Genomic DNA, 15,038 nt, shown 5'->3' on the forward strand with positions numbered 1-15,038 from the left:
CGGCGTTAAGGCGATTTAGATACGCCTCATTAACCATGCTTTGACGAATAGCTGGTCAACTGCCGATCACGGCGGCGGTAGCGTCGCGGCGTATTGTTGGAAAGTTGAAGCGTATGAATAGGGCACGCATTGTCGTCCTGACGGTCGCCATCTGCGCCGGCGGCATCGCCGCGTACCTGGCGAGCGGCACCGACAATTCTGCGCCGCCTCCGCTTCCGGTCGCGCAGCTGCCGACCGTCGACGTCCTCGTCGCCAAGAACGACATCGGCCTCGGCCAGACCGTGAAGCCCGAAGACGTGCAATGGCAGACCTGGCCGGCCGCGACCGCCAGCACCACCTTCATCCGCCGCAACGAGCGCCCCGATGGTGCGACCCAGGTGGCCGGTTCGATCGCGCGGGCTCCGTTCATTCAGGGTGAGCCGATCCGCGACCAGAAACTGGTCAAGGCCGAAGGCTCCGGCTTCATGGCGGCAATCCTGCCCACCGGCATGCGGGCGATCTCGACCGAGATCTCGCCGGAGACCGGCGCAGGCGGGTTCATCCTGCCCAACGACCGTGTCGACGTCCTGCTCACGCGCCGGTCGAAGAACCCGGACCAGGGCAGCGGCGCCCCCGACGTCGTCACCTCCGAGATCATCCTGGCCAATATCCGCGTCCTCGCCATCGACCAGGCGCCCAAGGAGAAGGACGGCCAGAACGCGGTGATCGGCAAGACCGTCACCCTCGAGCTCACTCCCGCGCAGACCGCAACGCTGTCCGCGGCGCGGCAGAGCGGCACGCTGTCACTGGCGCTGCGCAGTATCGTCGACGTCAAGATGAGCGAAATCACGCTCGATGACTCCGCGCAGAAGCGAGAGGGTGTTTCGATCATTCGCTACGGCATTCCAAGTCAGACGGCTAAGGCACGATGAAGACAGTCGATATGAAATGCAGGGCAAATTCGGCGACGATGCGAACCTCGCTGGTCCGCGCCCTGTCGTTTTCGGCCGCCCTCGCGCTGGCGCTCAACCCGGCGGTCGCTGCCGACTACCGCCCCGTGGCTCCGGCCGCGATGGACGGCCAGATCAACGCGCGTTTCCTCTCGCTCGGCGTCGGCAAGTCCATCGTGATCGACCTGCCGCGCGACATCAAGGACGTGCTGGTCGCCGATCCCAAGATCGCCAATGCGGTGGTCCGCTCGGCGCAGCGCGCCTATATCATCGGCGCCGCGGTCGGTCAGACCAACATCGTCTTCTTCGATTCCGCCGGTCAGCAGATTGCGGCCTATGACATCGCGGTCAAGCGCGACCTCAATGGCGTACGGGCCGCGCTGAAGCAGGTCCTGCCCAATGCCGACATCCAGATCGATGGCCTCGGCGATGGTATCGTCCTGACCGGCACGGCTGCCAACCCGATGGAGGCGCAGCAGGCCAACGATCTCGCCGCGCGCCTGGCCGGCGGCCCCGAGAAGGTGGTGAACTCGATCGTGGTGCGCGGCCGCGACCAGATCATGCTCAAGGTGACGGTGGCGGAAGTCCAGCGCAGCATCATCAAGCAGCTCGGCATCGACCTGACCGCCAACCTCAACTACGGCACGTCGGTGGTGAGCTTTTCCAACTCCAATCCGTTCACGGCTCTCGGCAAGAACCTCGTGGACAGCAATAACCTGACCACGAAGTTCGGCGCCGCGCCGTCGGTGCAGGCCACCCTGCGCGCGATGGAAACCGCGGGCGTGATCCGCACGCTGGCCGAGCCGAACCTGACCGCGATCTCCGGCGAGTCGGCGACGTTCATCGCCGGCGGTGAATTCCCGGTCCCGGCAGGCTATGCCTGCGACCCCACCACGCATGTCTGTACCACCCAGATCAGCTTCAAGAAGTTCGGCATCTCCCTGAACTTCACTCCCGTGGTGCTGAGCGAAGGCAAGATCAGCCTGCGGGTGATGACCGAGGTTTCGGAACTGTCGAACGAGAATGCGATCACGCTGTCGCAGGCGGTGACCTCGAATTCGGTGAACTCGCTGACGGTGCCCTCGATCAGGACCCGCCGCGCCGAGACCTCGCTGGAAATTCCCTCCGGCGGCGCGATGGCGATGGCCGGTCTGATCCAGCAGCAGACCAAGCAGGCGATCAGCGGATTGCCGGGACTGATGCAGCTCCCGATCCTGGGCACGCTGTTCCGCAGCCGCGACTTCGTCAACAACGCGACCGAGCTGGTCGTGATCGTGACCCCCTATGTCGTTCGCGCGGTGGCACCAAAGGATCTGTCGCGGCCGGACGACGGCTTCGCACCGCCTGCGGATCCGCAGGCCCAGCTGATCGGCAATATCAACCGGCTCTACGGCGTGCCCGGACGGACCGAACCGGCCAAAAGCTACCGCGGCACCTACGGCTTCATTACCGACTGAGGCGGAACGGGGACTTCACGATGATCACAAGACCACCCCAGCTTCGCAAACGCGCCATCCGCCTCGGTGGCGCGCTCGTCGGCATGGCGCTCGTGCTCGGCGGCTGCCAGCACGACGAGGTCCTCACGGCCTCGATTCCCGACGATTACAAGCAGCGCCACCCGATCGCGGTCGAGGAGCAGAACCGCTCGATCGTCGTCTTCGTCGGCCATGCCCGCGGTGGATTGACCGCCGCCCAGCGCGCCGACGTAATGGGCGTCGCATCGGCATGGTTGCACGAAGGCACCGGCGCCATTCGCATCGACGTGCCCTCCAATACGCCCAATGCTCGTCCGGTTGCCGATACGATGCGTGAGATCCAGGCGATGCTGGCGGCGGCGGGCGTTCCGGCACGCGGCGTCAGCGTCCACCCGTATCAACCGGAAGACAAGCGTTTCCTGCCGCCGATCCGGCTGACCTATTCCAAGATCGCGGCGGTCGCCGGCCCCTGCGGCCTGTGGCCGGAGGACATCGGCCCCTCGATGAAGAACAAGCGCTGGTTCGAGAACAAGGATTACTACAATTACGGCTGCGCCTATCAGCGCAACCTCGCGGCCATGGTCGACAATCCGTCGGACCTCGAGCAGCCGCGGCCCGAAACTCCGTCGTATACGGCGCGGCGCATCACCAGCCTGGAGAAGTATCGCAAGGGAAGCACGACGGCGACCACCTATCCCGACGCCGACAAGGCCAAACTGAGCGACACCGGCAAATGATCAGCTACGCGCGCCAGACACAAGAAGAGCAGCCGGCAGCAGCTCCTCCGCCGGTCGAGGAGCATATCGCGCCCGCGCCGCGCGTCTCGGTCCAGGCCTTCTGCGAGACCGTGGAGACTGCCGCCGCGGTCCAGTCGGCCGGCGAGGATCGCCGTCTCGGCAAGGCCCATCTGAAAATCCAGATGGGCGGCATGGCGGCCGCGATCGAGGCCTACCGCTCGGCCCCGACGCCGAACGTGATCGTGCTCGAGAGCGACGGCCGCAGCGATCTGTTGGGCGGCCTCGACCAGCTCGCCACCGTCTGCGACGCCGGCACCCGCGTGGTCGTGATCGGCCGCATCAACGACGTCACGCTCTATCGCGAGCTGGTGCGCCGCGGCGTCAGCGATTACGTGCTCGCGCCGGTCGGCGCGATCGATGTCGTGCGCTCGATCTGCAACCTGTTCTCGGCGCCGGAAGCCAAGGCGGTCGGCCGCATCATCGCCGTGGTCGGCGCCAAGGGCGGCGTCGGAGCCTCCACCATCTCCCACAATGTCGCCTGGGCAATCGCACGCGACCTCGCGATGGACGCCGTCGTCGCCGACCTCGACCTCGCCTTCGGCACCGCCGGGCTCGACTACAATCAGGATCCGCCGCAGGGCATTGCCGATGCCGTGTTCTCGCCCGACCGCGTCGACACGGCTTTCATCGACCGCCTGCTGTCGAAATGCACCGACCATCTCAGCCTGCTGGCGGCGCCTGCCACGCTCGACCGGGTCTACGATTTCGGCACCGACGCTTTCGACGCCGTGTTCGACACGCTGCGCTCCACCATGCCCTGCATCGTGCTCGACGTTCCGCATCAATGGTCGGGCTGGACCAAGCGCGCTCTGATCGGAGCGGACGATATCCTGATCGTGGCCGCGCCCGACCTCGCCAATTTGCGCAATACCAAGAACCTGTTCGATCTGTTGAAGGCCGCGCGCCCCAACGACCGGCCGCCGCTCTACTGCCTGAACCAGGTCGGCGTGCCGAAACGGCCCGAAATCGCCGCCGCGGAGTTCGCCAAGGCGATCGAGAGCCAGCCGGTCGTCTCGATCCCGTTCGAGCCGCAGATCTTCGGCTCGGCGGCCAACAACGGCCAGATGATCGCGGAGATATCCGCGAACCACAAGTCGATCGAGATGTTCCTGCAGATCGCCCAGCGTCTGACCGGCCGCAGCGAGACCAAGAAACAAAAGTCGTCCCTGCTTTCACCTCTGATTGAGAAGTTGCGGGGAAGATAAGCCGCCGCATGGAGTTGTTAAGTGTTCGGTAAGCGTAGCGGAACAGACACCGACTTTCGGGCGCCCAAGCCCGGCGCCGTGTCGCTCGAGCCTGCCCAGGCTCAAGCGCCGACGGTGTCGCGCGCTCCGCCTCCGCCGGCCGTCGCCTCGCCGCCGCTTGCCCCTGCCAAGGCCCCGCCGCCTCCGGCCATGGAGAGCCGGCGCTCGGACAATTATTACGAGGTCAAGGCGACCATCTTCGGCGCACTGATCGAGGCCATCGACCTTGCCCAGCTCGCCAAACTCGATTCGGAGTCCGCGCGCGAGGAAATCCGCGACATCGTCAACGAGATCATCGCGATCAAGAACATCGTGATGTCGATCGCCGAGCAGGAGGAGCTGCTCGACGACATCTGCAACGACGTTCTCGGCTACGGCCCGCTCGAACCGCTGTTGTCGCGCGACGACATCGCCGACATCATGGTCAATGGCGCCAACACCGTCTACATCGAGGTCGGCGGCAAGATCCAACGCACTGGCATCCGCTTCCGCGACAACCAACAGCTTCTCAACATCTGCCAGCGCATCGTCAGCCAGGTGGGCCGGCGCGTCGACGAATCCTCGCCGATCTGCGACGCGCGCCTCGCCGACGGCTCTCGCGTCAACGCCATCGTGCCGCCGCTGTCGATCGACGGCCCCGCGCTCACCATCCGCAAATTCAAGAAGGACAAGCTGACGCTGGATCAGCTCGTCAAGTTCGGCGCGATCACGCCCGAAGGCGCCGAGATCCTTCAGATCATCGGCCGCGTTCGCTGCAACGTGCTGATTTCCGGCGGTACCGGCTCGGGCAAGACCACCCTGCTCAACTGCCTCACCAATTACATCGAGCACGACGAGCGCGTCATCACCTGCGAGGACGCCGCCGAGCTCCAGCTTCAACAGCCCCATGTGGTGCGGCTGGAAACCCGCCCGCCCAATATCGAAGGCGAGGGCCAGGTCACCATGCGCGAATTGGTGCGCAACTGCCTGCGTATGCGGCCCGAACGCATCATCGTCGGCGAGGTTCGCGGACCCGAAGCCTTCGACCTGCTCCAGGCCATGAACACCGGCCATGACGGTTCGATGGGCACGCTGCACGCCAACAACCCGCGCGAGGCGCTGTCGCGCTGCGAATCCATGATCACGATGGGCGGCTTCTCGTTGCCCTCGCGCACCATCCGCGAGATGATCTGCGCCTCGATCGACGTCATCATCCAGGCCGCACGCCTGCGCGACGGTTCCCGACGCATCACCCACATCACCGAGGTGATGGGCATGGAAGGTGACACCATCATCACCCAGGACATCTTCCTCTACGACATGGTCGGCGAGGACGCCAACGGCAAGATCATCGGCCGCCACCGCTCGACCGGCATCGGCCGTCCGAAGTTCTGGGAACGCGCCCGCTATTACGGCGAGGAGAAGCGCCTTGCCGCGGCGCTCGACGCGGCGGAAGTCGCGCCGAAGACGTGAGCAGGTCAGCACCGCCATGAACATGCAGGTCCTCGCCCTCGCCTTCCTCGCCACCGCAGCGGTCGGTGGCATCGCCTGGGTATTCCTCTATCCGCTGCTGTCCGGAGAACGAAAGGCGGAAAGCCGGCGCGCCTCGGTCGCGCGCGCCGAAGCTCCCACGGCCCGCCAGGCCGAGAAGACCCAACGCTCGCGCCGTGAGCAGGTCGAGACCACGCTCAAGGACCTCGAGGCGCGGCGCGCGCAGGAGAAGAGCGCTCCGCTCAGCGTCCGCCTGTCGCAGGCGGGGCTAGACTGGACGCCGCAGAAATTCTGGACCGTATCCGCCGTCGTGGCGGGCGTATTTTTCGCGGTCGCTCTGTTCGCCGGCGGCGGCCTGATCGGCGCTGCCGGTCTCGCCTTTGCCGGTGGTTTCGGCCTGCCGCGCTGGGCTCTGGGCTTCCTGAAGAAGCGTCGTGAAACCAAGTTCCTGGCTGCGCTGCCCGACGCGGTCGACGTGATCGTCCGCGGCATCAAGGCGGGCCTGCCCCTGTTCGAGTCGATCAAGGTCGTGGCCGCGGACTCGCCCGAGCCGCTCCGCAGCGAATTCCTGGCCATCATCGAGACGCAGGCGATCGGGATGCCGCTCGGCGAGGCCTGCGCGCGGCTCTATGAGCGCATGCCGCTTCCGGAGGCCAACTTCTTCGGCATTGTGGTGTCGATCCAGCAGAAGTCGGGCGGCAACCTCTCCGAAGCGCTCGGCAATCTTTCCAAAGTGCTTCGCGACCGCAAGAAGATGAAGGAAAAGATCCAGGCGATGTCGATGGAGGCCAAGGCCTCCGCCGGCATCATCGGCTCGCTGCCGCCGATCGTGATGTTCCTCGTCTACCTCACGACGCCGCAATACATCTCGCTGCTTTGGACTCATCCCACCGGACAGCTGATGCTGGTCGGCTGCGTCGTCTGGATGTCGATCGGCATCATGGTGATGAAGAAGATGATCAATTTCGATTTCTGACGGTGCCGTATGGTCGAATTCCTCGTCTCGAAACTGCACGACGTCCGCTTCATGACCATGCTGCTCGCGGCCATCGCCGCGAGCGCCACCGTCTATACCCTGGTGATGCCGTTGTTCGCCGGCGAGGGCCTCTCCAAGCGGATGAAAGCGGTGGCGAGCGAACGCGAACGCATCCGGCAGCGCGAGCGTGAGCGTCTTCACAAGAACGAAAAGGTCTCGCTGCGCCAGACGCCGAAGCAACTCGTCTCCAAGGTGGTCGAGGACTTCAATCTGACCAAATGGCTCGCGCAGGAGGCTGCGCGAGACAAGCTCATCATGGCAGGTTACCGCGGCCAGGCGCCGTACATCACCTTCCTGTTCGCCCGCATGGTCGCCCCGATCGTGCTCTTGATCGGCTCGGCCCTCTACGTCTTCGTGATCGCGCATATGGAGCAGGCGATGCCGGTCAAGATCGGCATCTGCATCGGCGCGGCCTATCTCGGCCTCCAGTCGCCGATGCTGTTCCTCAGGAATGCGATCTCCAAGCGCCAGCTCTCGATCAAGCGTGCGTTTCCCGACGCGCTCGATCTGCTCCTGATCTGCATCGAATCCGGCATGTCGGTCGAAATGGCGTTCCGCAAGGTTGCGAACGAAATCGTGGGCCAGTCGATCGCGCTGTCGGAGGAGTTCACCCTGACCACGGCCGAATTGTCCTATTTGCAGGATCGCAAGGTCGCTTATGAGAATCTGGCACGTCGCACCGGGCTCGAGGGCGTCAAGTCGGTGTGTCTGGCGCTTCAGCAGGCGGAGCGTTACGGCACCCCGCTCGGCCAGTCGCTGCGCGTCATGGCGCAGGAGAACCGCGACATGCGCATGAACGAGGCAGAGAAGAAGGCCGCCGCTCTGCCGCCGAAGCTGACGGTGCCGATGATCCTGTTCTTCCTGCCGGTGCTGTTCGTGGTCATTCTCGGACCGACCGGCATCAAGATCACAGAGATGCACTGAGCCCGAGCGAACCGCGCCGTTCACCAATCAAGCCGAGATCAGACGGTCGGATCCGATCAGTCGGGCTGGCTCAGCGAGGCAACCGGCGTCCGCTTCGGTGCGCCGCGCGGGGCGTCGCTGCGGCTCAGCATGTCCTTGAGATAGGCGACATTGGCCGCGGCCTGGTCCGGTGGCAGGTCCGCTTTCACGATGGTCTCCGCTTCCGCGAAGCGGCCCTGGAGACCGACGACCAAAGCGAGGTTCTGCCGCACCCGGGCGCTCGCACGCGGCGAGGCGTAGGCCTGCCGCAGCGCCTCTTCGGCCTTCGGCAGGTCTCTCGACAACATGTAGGACAGGCCGAGATTAGAGAGCACGCCGGGATCACCCGGTGCGATCTTCAGCGCGCTCGCGTAATAGGATCGCGCCTCTTCGTGACGGCCCATCTGGTCCAGCGCGGTGCCCTGTACCGAAAGCAGGCGCCAGTCGGGATTGTCGGGCGAATGCGCCTTCGACAGAACGTCGTAAGCCTGCTGGAAATTGCCGTTGTCGGCGAGTGCGCGGCCGTACAGGGCAAGCAGCGCCTTGTTGCCGGGATTGGCGATGGTCGCCTGCTCAAGCACGGCGGCGGCCTGGGCGCGCTGACCGTTGGCACGCAGGGCCTGTCCGTAGGCGAGCGCGGCGTCGGCATCCTTGGGATTGGCGCGGTAGCGCTCGCCATAGACTTCGACCGCACGCGCTGGATCGGTGGGCGCACGATCGGTGGGAACCGCCTCCGCCCGAGGCCCGACCGAGCCGGTCACCTCGGAGAGTTTCGACATGGCCGTGCAGCCGCCGAGTCCCATCGCCAGCATCGCGACCAGCGACGTGGAGGCAAGTAGCCGGGTAAGACTGATCCGTTGACGCATGACGCCTTGACTCTCGAGCCGCTTGATCGAGCCGAACGCGTCAGCAATAGAATGTTAACCCTAACGGCCGGTTAACGCCGTCTCGGGCCTACTCCTCTCACGGCGGCGATTGTTACGACGGCACCTCACCGCCGAGATCCAGATGGAGGCCGAGCGTCTTCACCTGTTCGTCCAAGTCCCGCAGCAGTTGCAGTCTCTGCCGCGCCTGCCACTGAACGTCGACGCCCTCGCAGGGCAACCGCGGCACTTGGCGCAGGAAGTCGTCACAGTTGATCAGACCCCTCCCGCAGAGTTCACCGAGCTGAGCGCTATCGATGCCGAGCACCTCGGCGGATTGCTCGACCAATCGGCCGAGCAGCATTCTCACCGCCGCAAGCGTGTCGATGTCAGATCTGGGCGCGGACCTCGCGATCTTGCCTTCGAGCTCAGTCCAGGCATGCGACGAGACGACGTAGGCGTAGAGCGCATCCGCCCAGTTCGGGTCGGCTTCATCATAAAAGCTGCGGCGCATGAACAGCCGGCGGGTGATCGCCGCGATCTGATCCCGCTTCACTGAGGCGGATGAGGCGACCTCGATCGCCGCCTGGACGGCCGGATCACGGGAAAAGTTCCGCGCTGCCGGCAGTCTGATGACGCCGTCAGGCAGGTTCGAATCGAGCAGCGTGAAGGCGGCATCGTTGCGCAGCCTTGAATAGCGGGTGATCGCGAAACGATGTTCCGTGCGCCAGCCACGGGACGCGGGGCCGAAATGGATGAGGTTGAAGCCGGCGGCGTCGCCGGCTTGGCCGGTCGAGGATGGACATGAGAGCACGTAGATCGTGCGCCAGAACGCCTCCCTGCTCTCGCTCGATGTCGCGCGCGGATCGGGGACGGAATAGCGGGTCAGTCCCTCGACGTGGCGATGACCGTGCAGAACCAGATCGACATCGAGCGAGATGGCAGCCTCGAGGAAGGTCGCGGGCGCGGCGAGATACATCAGCGGTTCGTCGGGCACGCCGAGAAAGCGCTTTCCTTCGCCGGTCGCCTGCGGCAGCGGATGATGGTGCAGGGCGAGCACACGGACCAGGTTTTCCGCCGGCTCGGCATAATCGGCGCGCCCCGCAGAACCCATGCTGGCCGCGAGTTCGGCGCTGAGCCGGGCGGACTCTGCGACCATCGCCTTGTAAGTGCTCTCGTCGATCTTGCCGCTCGCGAGCGCCATCAGGCTTGCGCGATTGGAATCGAGCAGCGCCAGCTCGAGGCCTGCCTGCCGGTAATAGACACTCTTCGAGGTTCGTGGCAGATGCAGGTAATCATAGGCGTCGTGACGGCCGGCACGCTGGCTCGGCCGCTTGACATCGTGATTTCCGGCAACGGCCTGGATGTCGGTGAACAGCCCGGTCTGCCGGAAAGTCGCGATCACGGCGAGCGCCTCGTCGAGCGCGCGCGGATTCGGATCGTCCACCAGATCCCCCGTGATCAGCAGGATGCGATCGGGGACATCCGTGACGCCCGTCATCTTTTCGCGAATCGCGGCCCTGAGTGTCTCGACGGTCGATAGCAGCCGGCCCGACCCGTCCAGATGCAGGTCGGAAATCTGCACAATGACGAACGATCTATCCATTTTGCGCCGCTCATCTGCAAATGCTGCGCCGCCCAAACGATGAGAGAAATGCTTCGACGAACAGATTCAGGCCGTATCAGCCAAGAACGAACCTGGACAGGTATCAACCGCGTGCCGCCGCGTGTCCGCGTTCGGTGTATGCGGAGCGGACGGCACAATTTTAAATATTCGTCAATAATGCCACAACCACAACGCTAGTAAAGCCCTGCGGCGGTGCTTTTGCGAACGGCAGTCGTCGACGTGAGATACGAGATCCGCCGAGGACGGTTTCGTCTCGCCAGGTCAATATTCGACGGCGAGCCGCTTGCGGATTTCGTCTACGCGCTTGTCGAGCGCGTCGAACCGCGCGTGCACGGAGCGGTCGTGGAGATAGAAGACGTAGCCGCCGGCAAGGAACGCGAAGATCCAATGGTGATGCTCGACATAGCCAAAAATCGCCTCGATGGCCTGGCCGATGAACGTGACCACGCTCCACACGAATTCCATCGCATTTCCTCCCGGCGCTTCCTCATCGGTCGCCGGCGATCTCCACTTCAGGCGGCCGCTCTCCGGAACCTAGCATGGCCTCCTTGCGGCGAGTAGCGGCTAGCTGAACGGTGACGGCAAAGCCGATTGCAGCGGCGGCGAAACTCTGCGAAGTCTGGTCCGTTCGCATGACCCGCTTGATCCGACGATCCGGACCCGCCAATGCCTTCTGTCTTCGAGACCTCACCCACCGCCACCCCGATCACCTTCGTCACCAAGTCGAGCTGGGATCAGGTCGCCGAGACGCTGCCACCGGCGCACCGCCAGTTCGCAAGGGCGAGCGCCTTTGCCGCCAAGCCAGGCAGCTATCTGGCGCTGCCCGCGCCGGATGGCGCGATCGCGCAGGTGCTGTTCGGTCTCGAGGACGAGGGCGCCAGATCGCGCGACCTGTTCCGGCCGGGCGCCCTGCCCGGCCTGCTGCCGCCGGGCACCTATCGCTTTGCCAATGCACCGCACGATGCGCGACTGGCGGCGCTCGCCTTCGCACTGGGCTGCTACCGCTTTGCCCGCTACCGCAAGGCTGATCGCCCCGAGGTCCGGCTGGTCCCACCTGACGGTGTCGACCCGGCCGAGATCGAGCGTATTGCCGATGCCGCGATGCTCGCGCGCGACCTCATCAACACGCCGTCCAACGACATGGGCCCGTCGGAGCTCGCGGCGGCCGCGCAGGCGCTCGCGGCCGAGTTCGGGGCAAGCTTCGCCTGCACAATCGGCGAGGATCTGAAGACGAATTTCCCGCTGATCCACGCCGTCGGCATGGCCTCGAGCCGCGCGCCACGGCTGATCGACATCGGCTGGGGCGATCCTGATCATCCCAAGGTGACGCTGGTCGGCAAGGGCGTGTGTTTCGACACCGGCGGCCTCGACCTGAAGCCGTCGAGCGGCATGCTGATCATGAAGAAGGACATGGGCGGCGCCGCCAACGTGCTGGCGCTGGCGCGCATGGTGATGGATGCGAAGCTGAAGGTGCGGCTGCGCGTGCTGATCCCGGCGGTGGAGAATGCGGTCGCCGGAAATGCCTTCCGCCCGCTCGACATTTTTACCTCGCGCAAGGGCATCACGGTCGAGATCGGCAACACGGATGCGGAAGGACGCCTGGTGCTCGCCGATGCGCTGGCGCTGGCCGACGAGGAGAAGCCGGACCTGCTGATCGACCTGGGCACGCTGACCGGCGCGGCGCGCGTCGCGCTGGGGCCGGACCTGCCGCCCTTCTACACCAATGATGAGACGCTGGCCGTCGACGTCGCGCGCTGCGCGGCGAAGGAGAACGATCCGTTGTGGCGCATGCCGCTGTGGCCGCCTTACGATTCCTGGCTGGACTCCAAGACGGCGACCATCACCAATGCGCCGTCGGGCGGCTTTGCCGGCTCGATCACCTGCGCCCTGTTCCTGCAGCGCTTCGTCGAGCACGCCAAGAGCTGGTTGCATGTCGACATCTACGGCTGGACGCCGTCGGCGAAGCCGGCGCGGCCCGAAGGCGGCGAGTGCCAGGCCGCGCGCGCCATCTACGCATTGCTGAGCGAGCGCTATGCGTGATCCAGGACACGATCCAAGGCTGACGCCGGCGCGGGGCGACATCGCCGCGAAGTATCTCGAAGGCAAGGTTGCGGCGGAGCGCTTCGTCACCGGCGAAGAATTCGAGGTCATCGACGCGCTCGCGCCGTTGCGCGAGCAGCCATCCTCGAATGCGATGCTGATGACGGAGGCGCTGCGGGGCGAGCGCGTCACGGTCTACGACCGCAACGGCGAAGGCTGGGCCTGGGGCCAGCTCAATGGCGACGGCTATGTCGGCTGGCTGCCCGACGCGGCGCTGTTGAAGCCGACGGCCGCGCCGACGCACAAGGTCAGCGCACTCCGGACGTTTGCGTTTCCCGGCCCGTCGATCAAGCTGCCGCCGGCTGCCACGCTGGTCCTGGGATCAAGGCTCACGATCGCGCGCGAGGACGGGGCCTTCGCGGTGACGCGGGACGGAACGTTCTTGCCACGGACTCACCTCGCGCCGCTCGATCATTACGAGCCGGATTTCGTCGCAGTGGCCGAGCGCTTCATTGGCACACCTTACCTCTGGGGCGGCAAGAGCAGTTTTGGCATCGATTGCTCGGGCCTGGTCCAGGTCTCGCTGGCATCAGCCGGGATCGGCTGCCCGCGCGACAGCGACATGCAGCTCGCCGGTCTCGGCCGTGCGCTGGAGCCGCATGAGCGGAGCAGCCTGCTGCGTGGCGATCTGATCTTCTGGAAGGGCCATGTCGCCATCGTCCGCGACGGCAGCACCATGGTTCACGCCAATGCCCATCACATGGCGACCGTGATCGAACCGATCGAGCCCGCGATTGCGCGGATCAAGCAGGCCGGCAGCGAGGTCGTCGCGATCAAGCGGCTCTGATTGTTCTTGTGATTCCGGGGCACGCGCATCGCGCCTGAACTATGGTGCGCAATTGCGCACCTGAGCACCTCGCACCATAATCTCTGGGTTCCGGGTTCGCGCTGCGCGCGCCCCGGAATCACGAACGCTACGTCGCGACCGCCCCGTTCCCCGCGGTCTCCAGCCGGAACGCGGCCGCGAACAGCGCGCGCGTGTAATCCGTCTTCGGATTCCGAAACAGTTCGGCCGCCTGCCCCTCCTCGACCACCTTGCCGCCGCGCATCACGATGAGATGGCTGGCGAGCGAGGCGACGACGCGTAAGTCGTGCGAGATGAACATGTAGGTGAGGTCGCGCTTGCGCTGGAGCTCGCGCAGCAGATCGACCATCTGCGCCTGGAACAGCATGTCGAGCGCGCTGGTCGGCTCGTCCAGCACGACGAAATCCGGCTCCAGCACCACCGCCCGCGCGATGCTGATGCGCTGGCGCTGGCCACCCGAGAATTCATGCGGATAGCGGAAGCGCGTCTCCGGATCGAGCCCGACATCCTCCAGCGCCTTGACGACGCGTGCCTCGCGCTCCTCACGCGACAGCTTCGGCTGATGCACCGACAGGCCCTCGGCGACGATGTCGGCGACCGACATGCGCGGTGAGAGCGAGCCGAACGGATCCTGGAACACGATCTGCATGTCGCGCCGGAAGGGGCGCATCTCCTTGAAGCGCAGGCCCTGGATGTCCTTGCCTAAGAACACGATACGGCCATTCGAGGAGATCAGCCGCAGCAGTGCGAGCCCCAGCGTGGTCTTGCCCGAGCCGGATTCGCCGACCACCCCGAGCGTCTCGCCCTTGCGCACGGCGACGCTGACGCCATCGACTGCCTTGATGTGGCCGACCGTCTTGCGCATCAGGCCGCGCCTGATCGGGAACCAGACTTTGAGATCATCGGCCGACATCACCACCGGCGCACTCGGCTGCGGCGGCGCGGGATCCGGCTTCGGCTCCGCGGCGAGCAGGTCGCGCGTATAGGGATGTTTCGGGGTCTTGAAGACCTGCTCGACCGGCCCCTGTTCGACGATCACGCCGCCCTTCATGACGCACACGGTATCGGCGATGCGGCGGACGATGCCGAGATCGTGGGTGATGAACAAGAGGCTCATGCCGAGCCGCGAACGGATCTCGGCGAGCAGCGCCAGGATCTGCGCCTGCACGGTGACGTCGAGCGCCGTGGTCGGCTCGTCCGCGATCAACAGATCCGGCTCGTTGGCGAGCGCCATCGCGATCATCACGCGCTGGCGCTGACCGCCGGAGAGCTGGTGCGGATAGCTCTTCAGCCGCGTCTCGGGCTCGGGGATGCCGACCTGCGTGAGCAGCTCCAGCGTCCGTCTGCGCGCCTCGGCATTGCTGGTCGGATTATGCAGCTGGATGATCTCGCCAATCTGCGCCTCGATCGTGTGCAGCGGATTGAGCGAGGTCATCGGCTCCTGGAAGATGATGGAGATGTCGCTGCCTCTGATCTCCCGCATCTGCCGCTCGGATTGCTCGATCAGCTCCTGCCCCTTGAAACGGATGCTGCCCGAAGGATGGGAGGCGTTCGGGTACGGTAGCAGCTTGAGGATCGAGAGCGCGCTGACCGACTTGCCGGAGCCGGACTCGCCGACCAGCGCGACGCATTCGCCGCGCTTGATCTGGAACGAGACCTTGTCGACCGCGAGCGTGGTGGCGCCGGCCTGATGGAAGGCCACCGAGAGATCGCGCACGCTGAGCAGGGGCTGGTTGATGGCGTCCATGAC

13 protein-coding genes are annotated in these 15,038 nt (G+C 65.3%); 9 read left to right on the forward strand and 4 right to left on the reverse strand.

Annotated elements, in window-relative coordinates; all coding sequences use genetic code 11:
• Positions 1-113: 113 nt before the first annotated feature.
• From cpaB to BRAD3257_RS35930, 7 genes are read left to right on the forward strand one after another with little or no spacing between them, the layout of a single operon-like run.
• Positions 114-911, forward strand: coding sequence for a Flp pilus assembly protein CpaB (gene cpaB, locus BRAD3257_RS35900; RefSeq protein WP_162500459.1), 798 nt, complete (start codon positions 114-116; stop codon positions 909-911).
• An 11-nt stretch (positions 912-922) separates the two neighbouring features.
• Complete coding sequence (locus BRAD3257_RS35905; RefSeq protein WP_162500652.1) at positions 923-2,386, forward strand: type II and III secretion system protein family protein; 1,464 nt, start codon at positions 923-925, stop codon at positions 2,384-2,386.
• A gap of 20 nt (positions 2,387-2,406) precedes the next feature.
• Positions 2,407-3,141 (forward strand): CpaD family pilus assembly protein, encoded by a 735-nt coding sequence (locus BRAD3257_RS35910; RefSeq protein ID WP_122405760.1) that lies wholly within the window; start codon positions 2,407-2,409, stop codon positions 3,139-3,141.
• Positions 3,138-4,406 carry a CpaE/TadZ family protein gene (locus BRAD3257_RS35915; protein ID WP_122405761.1) on the forward strand — a complete coding sequence of 423 codons (1,269 nt, stop codon included), beginning with the start codon at positions 3,138-3,140 and terminating at the stop codon, positions 4,404-4,406. Before BRAD3257_RS35910 ends, BRAD3257_RS35915 begins: the two co-directional genes overlap by 4 nt.
• A gap of 21 nt (positions 4,407-4,427) precedes the next feature.
• Complete coding sequence (locus tag BRAD3257_RS35920) at positions 4,428-5,897, forward strand: TadA family conjugal transfer-associated ATPase (protein ID WP_122405762.1); 1,470 nt, start codon at positions 4,428-4,430, stop codon at positions 5,895-5,897.
• Positions 5,898-5,913: 16 nt separating this feature from the next.
• The gene (locus BRAD3257_RS35925) at positions 5,914-6,891 is read left to right on the forward strand and encodes a type II secretion system F family protein (RefSeq protein ID WP_122406940.1); all 978 of its coding nucleotides are present in this window, start codon (positions 5,914-5,916) and stop codon (positions 6,889-6,891) included.
• Between the two features lie 9 nt (positions 6,892-6,900).
• Complete coding sequence (locus tag BRAD3257_RS35930; protein WP_122405763.1) at positions 6,901-7,875, forward strand: type II secretion system F family protein; 975 nt, start codon at positions 6,901-6,903, stop codon at positions 7,873-7,875.
• Between the two features lie 56 nt (positions 7,876-7,931).
• Here BRAD3257_RS35930 and BRAD3257_RS35935 read toward each other — a convergent pair whose 3' ends face one another.
• The 3 genes from BRAD3257_RS35935 to BRAD3257_RS35945 form a co-directional block, all read right to left on the reverse strand.
• Positions 7,932-8,759 carry a tetratricopeptide repeat protein gene (locus BRAD3257_RS35935; protein ID WP_122405764.1) on the reverse strand — a complete coding sequence of 276 codons (828 nt, stop codon included), beginning with the start codon at positions 8,757-8,759 and terminating at the stop codon, positions 7,932-7,934.
• Between the two features lie 112 nt (positions 8,760-8,871).
• On the reverse strand, positions 8,872-10,362 hold the full coding sequence (locus tag BRAD3257_RS35940) for a metallophosphoesterase family protein (protein ID WP_122405765.1): 1,491 nt from the start codon (positions 10,360-10,362) through the stop codon (positions 8,872-8,874).
• 282 nt (positions 10,363-10,644) lie between these two features.
• Complete coding sequence (locus tag BRAD3257_RS35945) at positions 10,645-10,848, reverse strand: hypothetical protein (protein WP_122405766.1); 204 nt, start codon at positions 10,846-10,848, stop codon at positions 10,645-10,647.
• 201 nt (positions 10,849-11,049) lie between these two features.
• On the opposite strand from BRAD3257_RS35945, the gene BRAD3257_RS35950 reads away from it, so the two are divergent.
• Positions 11,050-12,423: a leucyl aminopeptidase family protein gene (locus BRAD3257_RS35950; RefSeq protein WP_122405767.1), complete on the forward strand. Its 1,374-nt coding sequence runs from the start codon at positions 11,050-11,052 to the stop codon at positions 12,421-12,423.
• Positions 12,416-13,270 carry a C40 family peptidase gene (locus BRAD3257_RS35955; protein ID WP_122405768.1) on the forward strand — a complete coding sequence of 285 codons (855 nt, stop codon included), beginning with the start codon at positions 12,416-12,418 and terminating at the stop codon, positions 13,268-13,270. The genes BRAD3257_RS35950 and BRAD3257_RS35955 overlap by 8 nt, the downstream gene beginning before the upstream one ends.
• Before the next feature lie 127 nt (positions 13,271-13,397).
• Here the strand turns inward: BRAD3257_RS35955 and BRAD3257_RS35960 are convergent, their stop codons facing one another.
• Positions 13,398-15,035, reverse strand: coding sequence for an ABC transporter ATP-binding protein (locus tag BRAD3257_RS35960; protein ID WP_162500460.1), 1,638 nt, complete (start codon positions 15,033-15,035; stop codon positions 13,398-13,400).
• Positions 15,036-15,038: the final 3 nt, after the last annotated feature.

This window comes from Bradyrhizobium vignae (genome assembly GCF_900324035.1).
In the GTDB taxonomy this organism is placed as follows: Bacteria; Pseudomonadota; Alphaproteobacteria; order Rhizobiales; family Xanthobacteraceae; genus Bradyrhizobium; species Bradyrhizobium vignae.

What these genes read in the sequence shown, in the direction of transcription:
- BRAD3257_RS35960 (WP_162500460.1), bottom strand. Translation starts at nt 15,035, where the DNA reads ATGGACGCCATCAACCAGCCCCTGCTCAGCGTGCGCGATCTCTCGGTG.
- BRAD3257_RS35955 (WP_122405768.1), top strand. Translation starts at nt 12,416, where the DNA reads ATGCGTGATCCAGGACACGATCCAAGGCTGACGCCGGCGCGGGGCGAC.
- cpaB (WP_162500459.1), top strand. Translation starts at nt 114, where the DNA reads ATGAATAGGGCACGCATTGTCGTCCTGACGGTCGCCATCTGCGCCGGC.
- BRAD3257_RS35915 (WP_122405761.1), top strand. Translation starts at nt 3,138, where the DNA reads ATGATCAGCTACGCGCGCCAGACACAAGAAGAGCAGCCGGCAGCAGCT.
- BRAD3257_RS35950 (WP_122405767.1), top strand. Translation starts at nt 11,050, where the DNA reads ATGCCTTCTGTCTTCGAGACCTCACCCACCGCCACCCCGATCACCTTC.
- BRAD3257_RS35945 (WP_122405766.1), bottom strand. Translation starts at nt 10,848, where the DNA reads ATGGAATTCGTGTGGAGCGTGGTCACGTTCATCGGCCAGGCCATCGAG.
- BRAD3257_RS35925 (WP_122406940.1), top strand. Translation starts at nt 5,914, where the DNA reads ATGAACATGCAGGTCCTCGCCCTCGCCTTCCTCGCCACCGCAGCGGTC.
- BRAD3257_RS35935 (WP_122405764.1), bottom strand. Translation starts at nt 8,759, where the DNA reads ATGCGTCAACGGATCAGTCTTACCCGGCTACTTGCCTCCACGTCGCTG.
- BRAD3257_RS35930 (WP_122405763.1), top strand. Translation starts at nt 6,901, where the DNA reads ATGGTCGAATTCCTCGTCTCGAAACTGCACGACGTCCGCTTCATGACC.
- BRAD3257_RS35910 (WP_122405760.1), top strand. Translation starts at nt 2,407, where the DNA reads ATGATCACAAGACCACCCCAGCTTCGCAAACGCGCCATCCGCCTCGGT.
- BRAD3257_RS35905 (WP_162500652.1), top strand. Translation starts at nt 923, where the DNA reads ATGAAATGCAGGGCAAATTCGGCGACGATGCGAACCTCGCTGGTCCGC.
- BRAD3257_RS35940 (WP_122405765.1), bottom strand. Translation starts at nt 10,362, where the DNA reads ATGGATAGATCGTTCGTCATTGTGCAGATTTCCGACCTGCATCTGGAC.